General features: G+C 32.8%; 4 protein-coding genes. 3 read left to right on the forward strand and 1 reads right to left on the reverse strand.

Annotation, left to right across the window (positions count from 1 at the left end; all coding sequences use genetic code 11):
• Positions 1-681 precede the first annotated feature (681 nt).
• Both ACRBBL_RS23935 and ACRBBL_RS23940 read left to right on the forward strand, forming a co-directional pair.
• A complete protein-coding gene (locus tag ACRBBL_RS23935; RefSeq protein ID WP_431371625.1) occupies positions 682-1,368 on the forward strand; it encodes a glycerophosphodiester phosphodiesterase family protein in 687 nt (228 codons plus the stop codon).
• A 580-nt stretch (positions 1,369-1,948) separates the two neighbouring features.
• Positions 1,949-4,789 carry a histidine kinase gene (locus ACRBBL_RS23940; RefSeq protein WP_431371626.1) on the forward strand — a complete coding sequence of 947 codons (2,841 nt, stop codon included), beginning with the start codon at positions 1,949-1,951 and terminating at the stop codon, positions 4,787-4,789.
• On the opposite strand, the gene ACRBBL_RS23945 is transcribed toward ACRBBL_RS23940, so the two are convergent.
• Positions 4,782-5,495, reverse strand: a complete 714-nt coding sequence (locus ACRBBL_RS23945) for a LytR/AlgR family response regulator transcription factor (protein WP_431371627.1) — start codon at positions 5,493-5,495, stop codon at positions 4,782-4,784. The genes ACRBBL_RS23940 and ACRBBL_RS23945 overlap by 8 nt on opposite strands.
• 660 nt (positions 5,496-6,155) lie before the next feature.
• Here ACRBBL_RS23945 and ACRBBL_RS23950 point away from each other — a divergent pair.
• On the forward strand, positions 6,156-11,754 hold a 5,599-nt coding region (locus ACRBBL_RS23950), incomplete at its 3' end, for a DUF7507 domain-containing protein (protein WP_431371628.1).

The following is an 11,754-nucleotide window of genomic DNA, read 5'->3' on the forward strand; positions in this document are numbered from 1 at the left end:
TCACTTTACTTTGAAGAGATAAGTTCTAAAACTCAAAATTAGATTATACAAAAAAGGTGAGTAATTAACTCAGGATTAAAGCTGTAATAAATTGATTTTTAGTGTAGTATTTTTTTATGCAAGCCGTATTCATTTTAGTATTCAGTAGTGAATTACTAATAGAAATAAGTTAATTAAAAAGCGGAAGAAAACTTTAGTTGATTGTTAAAGGTAATAGATAAAGGAATTCTTATTTCTAATTATATATTATTACTTAGGCTATTATTGTAAAAGCATAATTGGCATTCTGTAGCATTATATGCTGTTGCTAATTGTTGCAAACTATTGCTGGTATCTCCTTAAAATTTTCGGTGTGATGCTAAAACTCATCTACACATAATTAATCAAACCTTTTAAACGAATAAAATGAACTGTTTATTGACTTTCTGATTCATAAGTGTTTCAAAATTTTAACTTTAAACAGTTATATCATTTCGTTAGTTTGATATAATCATCTATAAGATGGACTTTTTAATAAGAGTTCTTTTTATAAAAATAGATTCAGTTGCTTAATCTATTCAATCTGGTAAGCCCCTCAATCGTATTGCCCAAATATTGCATTGAGGGTTTTTATGTTAGTATATAACAAGAAATATTCAAAACTTCAGTTTAATCGTTTTGTTGGCTCAATGAATTTTTACAATGAAAGAAATACTAAATAAGCCTATTGCGCATCGTGGACTACACGACGGAAATACGTCAATACCAGAAAATACATTGGTAGCTTTTGAGAAAGCAATAGAAAAAAAATACCCTATAGAACTAGATATACAAATTATCAAAGATGGGACACTAGTTGTTTTTCATGACACCAATTTAATTCGTTCATGCAATAAAAAAATTAGAACAGAAACCTTAGTTTATAGTGATTTAAAGGAGATAAGTATTTTTAATACTCAATATACTATTCCTACATTGAGAGAAGTTTTAGAATTGGTAAAAGGAGAAGTTCCGATTTTAATAGATATAAAAAACTATTCTATACATAAAGAGTTAGAAAAAACACTCGTTACCATGCTTAAAGAATACAATGGATATGTAGCACTTCAATCTTTCAATCCATTTACAGTACGATGGCTAAAAGCCCATACAAAATACTCTACAGGCTATTTAGTTTCAAGATATAACTATCTACATTTTTTCAATCATTTTTTAATGAATGAAAAGAATTCAATTGACTTTCTTGCAATTGATAAAAAATTATTGAGTTCTAAATACTTTACGCGTTTATCAAAAAAAGATATTCCAATTTTATTGTGGACACTTACTGGCGATAAAGAAAAAAATGGCTTTAAAAATTATTATGACAATTACATATTTGAAAGTTAACTTATTATAGATCTAAGTTATTTAATTAAAATATCAGTCTACTCATAATAAAATAAATATATTTTTAGAGTGTATTGTTTAAAAAAACATTAATCTATATCGTTATTATCAAATGTGCCACTTGGAGAGTAGCCATTTGTGTTTGATTTTTTTATTACTCCTATAGATCGTTAAACAGCTAACTTTTTAAGTTATAATGATCTAAAAAACAAAAACACCTTCACTAAAATGTGATTTTTTACATAAAAAAATAGCTTTATTCTTTCAAAAAGAACTCAATATCTAGTTTTTTTTCTGTTTATCGCTATTATTGAAAGATAGCGATCTAATCTATTTACTATTTTGTAGATTTAATAAATTAAATACTCCTACCGTCCTCTTGAAAAACTATTTATCGTTAATATTAATATTTTGTGTAATATTTTGTGCAAATTCACAAAAATATATTGAGAGCAGTATTCCTATAACTGATCAGAATGGATCACCTATTTTTTATTCTAAATTTCTCGTAGACTCAAATAATTCTCTGTGGTATACCAAGAACAATAAACTATTTAAAAAAGTCGGGAATCATAAACTGATGTATGACTTAGACCATCCTAAAAATATTGAAATTGAAAATTGTTTTTTAAAGGAAGTTGATTCAAGTGAGATTATTGGATTACATCTAAAAGGAGTTTTTTTGTTTGATAAGCAGCAGCAGAAAATAAAATGGATTTATTTAAGTGAAGAGTTTGGACTCAAGCGACATGATAATTTCATTCAAGATTCAAAAGGAAATATATGGTTAGGAGTTGATGGAGATAAAATACTGTGTTATACAAAAAATAAAGAATTAAAAATTCATAAAATTGAGAACTTTCCATACCAAACTATTGAAAAAGTAAAACTTACGATAGAAATTGCTAGAAGTAACGGAACTTTAATCATTAAAAAAGAGAACACATATTATGAGTATGGCAAAGGCAAATTAGTTGAAATTTTTAAAATTAAACATAAAGAGAATATCTTAAATCACCTTAGTGAAAATGGTATAATGTTTCCAAAAAACAAATCTGGTAAATTTAACTTAGAAGGAAAAGAATATACCTACACATATCTTCCAAAGCAAGGTTTGCAAATATGTGAACTGCCAATATATAAATATCCTTTTGGAGCTATAACTGACGATCTTATAACTTATTATGAAGGAAAACCAACATTTGCATGTCTCAAATCGAGAGTGCTAAAACTTTTTCAATTTACTAAAGATGGTGTAATTAAAAAAATGGAACTTCGTTTTAAAACTAGTCCAAGGAACATTTTTTTTAAAGAAAATATAATGTATGCGTTTCAAATTTATAAGATGAAGATCATAAAAAGAAACTCCTTATTATTTGAAAACTTCTCATATTTTTCAACCCAAAGAAAAAACATATATGATGTAAGTTGTAGAGCCATTGCAGAGGTGAATTTTGGAAAGATTCTTATGACTACTTATAACGGATGGTTTATACTAGATGAGAAAGAAAATGTTTTTAAAGAAGTCGTATTTAAAAATGAGAAAACTAATAAGTCCATACCAAATGTTATTTATGGGTTTTATAAGATCAATGAACAAACAATTTTGGCTTACGGACATTCTTCGATAGTCTATGAAATTGACTTAAAAACAAACACATACATTGCAATTCCTATTAATTCTAAAGGTAATAAGATGAATAGGTATGATATTTTAGATATTGAGAAATTAGATGAAAATATCTTGTTAGTAGCAACGAGTCTTGGATTGCAATGTTATGATTGGAAAAATCGTAGAATTAATTCTAAACAGCAACTTCAAAAAGAAATATGTGGTCTTACTAAAAAACAAGTAAATGACATATACTATGACAGTCAAAAAAAAGATCTGTGGGTAGGTTTGTCTGAAAATGAAGGCTTGATAAGAAAAAATTTAGAGACTGGAAAAATTGTACATTTTAAAAACGGGGATGATCAATTTCCTCTAATTCATAATAATGTTTTAGTCGTATATTCTGATGATGAGAATATTTGGGTAGGAACTGAAGGTGGATTGCAAAAAATTAATATCAATACGCTAAAAAGCCAAACATATACTTTTGCAAATAGCCTTCGCAATAAAATTGCTGGAATTCTTTCTGATAAAGAATATTTATACCTAAGTACCTACAAAGGTATTATCCGAATAAATAAACTCACAGGAAAGCATACAATACATAACAATAGAAGTGAAGACAACAGTAATGAATTTAATAAGAAATCATTTTTAAAATTAAATGACAGCATCTTATTTTTTGGAACCACCAAAGGAATGTTAAAAATCAATGCCAAAAGAATCGCTACAAATGAAATAAGAAGCACTATTGTTTTGGTAGAAGCAAGTTATTTTGATAAAAAAGAGAAAAGGAAGGTTATAAAAACTTCAAACATAAAAAACATAAAAAACTTTAAAATTAGTTATGCACATAATTACTTAAAATTAAAAGTAGCTGTTGATCGTTTGATGGATATAAATTCTTCAGATTTTCAGTATAGAATTCTAGAATCGAATAGTGAATGGATAGACATTGGAGATAAAAGGGAAATTTATATTCAAGGATTGGCACCAGGAAATCATTCTATAGAAATTAGAGGTGTTAATAGTAAAGGGTTTACCAATACATTAAAATATTCAATTATTGTAGAACAAATTGTATACAAAAAAACATGGTTTATTCTGGTTTCTATATCTATTTTATTCTTCTTTCTCGTTTTATATCATAAAAAGAAACAGCATGAACTAAAACAAAAATTAAAATTTCAGCACAATCAAATCAATGTGTTAAGAGCACAGATGAATCCGCATTTCATTTTTAATGCATTAAACTCCATCATTCGTAAAGAACGTACTAAAAAGGACTTAAATGAGTACATCATAAATTTATCACAACTTATGCGAGATACTATAGATTCTGGCAGAGACGAGCATAATTCTGTAAAAAAAGTAGTAACGTATATCAGAAACTTTATTGATTTTGAAAACAAATTGATACCTCATAAAATAGAATGTACTTTTCAAGAGCCTTTTAATTTTGATGAAGAAAAAATAGAAATTCCGTCAATGATTATACAGCCTATTGTAGAAAATAGTATTAAGCATGCTTTCCCAAAAAATAAAAAAGACCCAAAAATTAATATACTATTTCAAAAAAAAGAAAAATATGTATTGATTGTAGTCAAAGATAATGGAATAGGTTATGACGACAAAGCTGCGCAAAAAAACAAAACATCGCAAGCAATAGCCATTTTAAAAGAAAGAATAAATATCTGGAATTCTATGCACAAGACGCAGCTATATAAAATGACCATTCAAAAAGTGTCTACTCCAGAAAATGGAACAGAAGTAAAATTACAAATACCATATAAAGAGCGCCTTATTTAGTAGCTTTAAAATGAGATAAAAAAGCTTCTCTTCGCCTTCTAGATACAGGAACTCTATCTGTATTTTTTAGAACCAAAGTACCATCTAAATAATATTTTTCTACAAAAGAAGTGTTGACTACATGAGATTTATGAACTCGAAAAAAAGTAGGCGAATCAAAAGCATTTTTATAATAAGTTAAACCATGAGAACTCAAATGTGCGTTTCCGTCAGCAAGATGAAATTTCGCATAATTATTAACACTTTCTACACGTACAATTTCGTCTACAGAAATCATAAATACACACTCAGTAGTTGCTATTGGAATTACCTTGCTGACTTGAGGATTTGCAACTGTGTTTTGACGATGTTTTATGCGGTGTAAAGCTTTCGAAATAAAAGCAATAAAATCATATTCGGTATACGGTTTAAGCAAGTATCCTAAAGCAAAATAAGAATAGGATTTTAATGCATATTGTTCCTCAGCTGTAGAAAATATAACTTCAAAAGAATACTTTTTTATGCGCTCTAAAAGATCAAATCCATTGATGTTTGGCATATTAATATCTAAGATTAACAAGTCAATTTTAGACCAATTTAACTCATGAATAGCTTTTTCGGGATCACTATAAAAAACTGGACTTATATCAGAAAAAGAACTCTCTAATAAAGACGCTATATACTCTAAATCTTCTTGCGTATCATCAATAACTGCAATGTGAATCATATAAAAAACACCTTTTTAAGTTAATAAGTTACATCTATAAAATTGTTTTAGATGTTTTAAAAGTAAGGATTTAAAATCTCTTATAATATATAAAATTATTTTCTTGATTGTAAAATAATGAACTCGTTTAAACTTTTTATATGTAAGTGAATTCAATAAGAAAAACGATCCGTCCTAGATTCCTAAAAAAATATCTTCTAAGTATTTACACATCTATTATCAAACAAAAAAATATCAGAAGCCCAGAAACTGTTAATGTGTGAGAATATGGTTGTAACCGATAAAAGTATTGTTGTAACCGATAAAAAAACGATAACTACCTATAAAATAATGCGTGCTCACAACTCATAATTATTCATTGATCTTTGTGTAAAACAGCCCCTAATTCCTATTTCAACATTTAGAGTGAACACTACCATATATAGTGTATATCTGTCTATTGAGGTTAATTGCCTTTTAAAAATAATAAGACAAATATCAACATTATAGCAATGATACTATACACTGCATTTTTAAATGAAGTTTAAACGCAAACCTCAGATGAAAATGACAAGATGGATACTATTCTTTTAAGCAACAATAATGATGGATCGGGTAAAAATGAAAATATTCTGCATGTATTTAACTAATAGATTATAAACATATTCCAAATAAACTCTTATGGAAAAAACTACTCTACCTTCCGTATCAAAAAATAAGTATTCAATAACTTTCTCCTTTGTCAAATGGTGCTGTACAATACTATTCTGTTTTGGCATCTCATTTTTAGGGCATAGTCAAAATTTAATTACCAACCCAGGATTAAACAGCACTGGCGCAAATTGTAGTGGTGCTGATACTCAACACAATGATGCTCCAGATAATTGGTCTAAAATAAGCTCTCCTGATCGTTCTACAGAAACACACCGTGCATTTGATATTCAGACAATATCCCATGGACCTTCTCCAGATGGAGGTTGTTATTATGGTTTTAGAGGCACTTCGTTTATTGGACAAATTGAAGGAATTTCTCAGGATATTTTTTTAGCAGCTGGAAACTATAACTTATCATTTGATCATCTTGTAGACACCTTCTTTGGTTCTATATGTTCAGACACAATATTAGAAATAAGCTTGAATGGAACTGTAGTTGCTACAGCTCCTACGCTTGCAACCCAAAATGTATGGGCTAGACCAAATCTTTCTTTCAATGTGGCTACTTCAGGAACTTTTACTTTGGGTATCTATGCTACAGCAACGGTTAGTTCTGGATTTGATTGTACAAGTACTTATCATTTTGTAGACGATATAGTACTTGTTGAAGTTTGTACTATTTCCGATATTTCTTTAAGTAACATCTCATCTTGTAATAACAATGGTACTCCAAACAATCCAAGTGATGATTTTTTTACAGCTGATGTCACAGTGGATTATGCAATTCCTCCAGCATCGGGAACATTAGATGTAACAGGTGACGGTACCGCAAGTGTTGCAGTGAGTAGCTTAGGTTCTGCTACTTCACATACCTTTACAAACGTTACGCTTCCCGCAGATGGTGGCGCCATTAATTTAACAGCTACCTTTTCTGCTGATACGGGCTGTACCTATAGTGAAAATGCAGGCACAGCACCTACTTCTTGTAGTGGGCCCGCAGATCTTTCTCTTACTAAAACACTCAATGATACCAGCCCTTATTCTCCAGGAGATACCGTAACCTATGACATTGTTGTTACCAACAATGGCCCAGATACGGCCAATAATGTTACTGTAACAGATAACCCAACCAATATTACCATTACGGGAGTTGTAGGAGGTGGTGGAGGTTGTACAGGTTTTCCTGGTTGTAATATAGGAACGCTTGCCAATGGAGCTAGTGTAACACTCACGGTTACTGCAACTATTGATAATGTAGGGAACTTTACAAATGAAGCAACAGTTTCTGCAGATGAAACGGATCCAGATACTTCAAATAATACAGATGATGCTTCAGATTTTACAGATAATGATAATGATGGAGTACCAGATATTACAGACTTAGACGATGATAATGATGGAATTTTAGATACTGTTGAAGGTTATGTAGCGGGAGGCACGTCTTGTACAAATACGACGCAAGCTGTTTCAAGTGTCATACAAGCAGAGTCTAATATAAGTGCTGGAACTAATTTTGTAGCCATCAATGATGGAGTTGCTACAGCAGATGATGGAGTCGTCATGAACAATACTGCGCATCATTTTGTAATTGATTTAGGTCAGGTATATGAACCCATGTCTGTCATTACATTAGATATTTGGGGAAATAGCACAGCTACAAGAACTGTTGTGAACTCGGAAACACCAGGAGGTACTTACTTGCCTTCGGGAGGAACCAATCAAGTCACAACACAAGTAAATATTAACGGAACCAGTTCCTATACCTATACCTTGGCAAATGCCACCCGATATATTCAAATAGATATGACAGCCAGAACTAATGGAAGAACAGAATGGATAGAAGCAACCATTACAACTACCTGTACAACTACTCCTGAAGTGACTAGTGATACCGATGGTGATGGTGTTTTTGATCATCTCGATCTTGACTCCGACAACGACGGTATTCCAGACAATATAGAAGCACAAACAACACAGGATTATACAGCACCCAATGCAGACAATGCTGCTACCTATCTTGCGAATAATGGAGTGAACTCTGCCTATCTAGGAGGTCTTACTCCTGTAAATACAGATAGTCCTGCAGATACCGATCCTGATTACTTAGATTTAGATTCTGATGAAGATGGCATTTTCGATATCGCAGAATCTGGTTTAGCTAACAATGATAGTGACAATGATGGAGATACCGATGGAACGGTAGGAACCAACGGATTAGACAACGACGCTACCATAGAAAGCGCAGACGATTATACAGATGTGAATGGACTTTCGCACGATGGTACTAACTTTTTACTAGCAGATTCAGACAATGACACCAATGCAAACGGTACAGATGCTGCACCTTTAGGAGTTGACCTAGATTTTAGAGACAATAGCAATGATGAATGTAATGCCGCTATTTCATCTAATTTAGATACCGATGGTGATGGAGTTACCGACATTTGTGATATAGATGATGATAATGATGGAGTTATTGATGAGGAAGAATGTACACGAACAGTCGAATCTAACCCTGGAGATTTAACTGTAATAGATAATATTGGAACGCAAGGCCTATTGACTTTCATAAGTGATGGGGTCTTGAATCCAAATAGTGGAGTAGTATTTAATTCTGATGGGGATTACGTAGTCATAGATCTTGGTAGTGTTTTCCCCACAGGAAAAACAATTCGATTTTTTATATATCCGCATGGGGGAAGCCAAAATAATTTGGATGTTGAAATATCAGAAGTACCTGCGGGATCGTTTATTTCTGAAGGTGGAGATAATCAAGTTGAATTAAATTACCCTTCAGCATCGACTCCCAACTTATTGTATTTTAAGTTAAGTCAAAGTACTCAGTTTCTACAATTTGAAATGACCAATCGCATTGGAGGAAGGATTGAATTGGTAGAAGTTCAGATTCTTTCAGATTCTTTAGTATGTCAGGATCTTGATAATGATGGTATTCCAGAATATCTAGATACAGATTCAGACAATGATGGTTGTCCGGATGCGACAGAAGCTGATTCTTCCCTTGCCACAACATCTACTTTAGTGGGTGGTAGTAATGGAGGGAGCTCAGACAACTTAGGAATTGTGGTAAATACCAACGGTATTCCTATTGCCGCCACGGGTGGAATTACTAATGGAAATGAAATATTTGGTCAATTTGCTAATAATCGCATGCTATCGGCAGCTCTTGTTTCGTTGTCTGTACCCGTTGAAGATCAAACGGCAAATGAAGGGAATCCAGTTACTTTTAATACTTTTTATAATGCTGAAGTTGCCAGTAGTTACTTAGCAGGGGTTCCTCAGTATACTGCTGATAATTCTAATAATGTTAGATACCAATGGTACCTAGGAGATCCTAATGCCGGAGGCACAATCATTGCTGGAGAAACGGGCCCTTCACTTACAATTACGGCAACACCAGCTTTAGACGGTCAGCAGTATTGTGTAGTAACTGAGCACATTAATAATCCATGTGGTCAGGAAATCCAATGTGCTGTACTTAATGTAATAAATATATGTACGGATGAAGCAACGACTGGTACACCAACTATAAACGATCCAGATGCCGATGGAATAAATAATGTTTGTGACCTTGACGATGATAATGATGGAATTTTAGATGCTAATGAAGGCTACGTTACTACTACAGTAACAACAAGCACAGATGTAGATTATTCCAATGTAACGCCTACTACAAATACAGGAACTTCGTCAGGTATTTTAGCTGAAATTGCAGGTGCTTGTGGAGACGAACCGTTTGTGATCACCTATGATTTTGTTACAACAGGAGGGGATATACCAGGATTAAACCCACTAAATGGAGGAGATAGATTACAGTTTGATTATGCTACCGATAATCTATCAGGAACCTCACAAATTACCTATAACTTTTCTGAGGCAGTTGATGTAGTTTTACGATGCAGAAGTAACTTAGCTGGCAATGAGAATGTAACATTTATTACACCCTATGATAATATTATTCCTGGCGCTGGAAGTACAATAGTTTCTACAGTACCTTTTGTAGTATGGCATAATAACAATAATTCTGCTGATACTGCCTTTGAGTTCAATCAGGTTACAAAAATTGTAATTGGTGTTCAAGGAACTGGTTTAGGTCAGGCACAGAGAATGTCCATTTCCAATTTTACACAAGTTACAACTTGCTTGGATACCGATGCTGATGGTGTTCTTGATTATTTAGATTTAGATTCTGACAATGACGGAATTCCAGACAATATTGAAGCACAAACCACTCAAAACTATATTGCTCCAGGTACTTTTACTGATAACGATAATGATGGTTTAAATGATATCTATGATACAAATACTACAGATGCTTCTGCAACCGCTAGTGTAGGTTTAATTCCTGTAAATACAGACAGTGCTTCTGTTACAGACAATCCAGATTATTTAGACCTAGACTCTGATGAAGATGGTGTCTTTGATATTGCAGAATCTGGGCTTGCCAATAACGATGGTGACAATGACGGAGATACAGATGGAACTGTGGGAACCAACGGATTAGACAACGATGCTGCCATAGAATCTGTAGACGATTATACAGATGTTAATGGACTCTCTCACGATGGTACTAACTTTTTACTAGCAGATTCAGACAATGATACCAATGCAAACGGTACAGATGCAGCACCTTTAGGAGTTGACTTAGATTTTAGAGACAATAGCAACGACGAATGTGATGCCTCTATTTCTGACAATCTTGATACCGATGGTGATGGGGTAACCGACATTTGTGACCTTGATGATGATAATGATGGGGTATTAGATGAGGTTGAAAACCTTCGTGGCACTTCTAATAATCCGTTTACATCATTGGGTCAAGCAAGAAATGTAACTAATGCCGGAGTTTATTTCTTTAATTTAAATGGAAATACTTTTTCTACCTATGTAGATGACAGTGGATATGTGCAAATCGCTATCGATTTTGGGAATGGTTCAGGAAACCTTCCACAAGGAACAGCACTTACAAATGCTTCAAGAGGAATTTTATCTCCTTCTATTTTAGCGACATTAACGGATGCTGCGAGTATTAGAATATCGCATTCTGGTGGAAATTTAGATGTTACGACTTCCAATGCTTCCTTACTTTCAAGAATTACAACCAATACAACATTACATCAAGGTACAGCAGACAATGCAATTAATGATGATTGGACAGGAAATCAAGCAAGTGCGCTTACTGTTAACGCAACGTGTAGTTCTACTAGTGGAACTGGGTTGCATCAAAATATCGTTCATGTTTGTGGAGTGGGTGGTGCTGGTTTCCATTGGATTCCATCTACAGGAGTACAAAGAATTAGATTTTCCTCAGGTGCATTCTCAGATGAAATTGGCAACACAGAAAGTTTTACTTTATGGGTACAAGCAGCAAGTGTATTAATTGCAGATGTTGATTCTGACTTAGATGGTATCATAAACTCATTAGATTTAGATTCCGACAACGACGGAATTCCAGACAACATAGAAGCACAAACTACACAGAATTATACAGCACCCAATGCAGACAATGCGGCTACCTATCTTGCCAATAATGGAGTCAACTCCGCCTATCTAGGAGGTCTTACTCCTGTAAATACAGACAGTGCTTCTGTTACAGACAATCCAGATT

This window comes from Kordia sp., assembly GCF_050633145.1.
GTDB lineage: Bacteria > Bacteroidota > Bacteroidia > Flavobacteriales > Flavobacteriaceae > Kordia.

Bases quoted from the DNA above. Each gene is read 5' to 3' on its own strand.
- ACRBBL_RS23935 (WP_431371625.1), top strand. From the start codon at position 682: ATGAAAGAAATACTAAATAAGCCTATTGCGCATCGTGGACTACACGAC.
- ACRBBL_RS23940 (WP_431371626.1), top strand. From the start codon at position 1,949: ATGTATGACTTAGACCATCCTAAAAATATTGAAATTGAAAATTGTTTT.
- ACRBBL_RS23945 (WP_431371627.1), bottom strand. From the start codon at position 5,495: ATGATTCACATTGCAGTTATTGATGATACGCAAGAAGATTTAGAGTAT.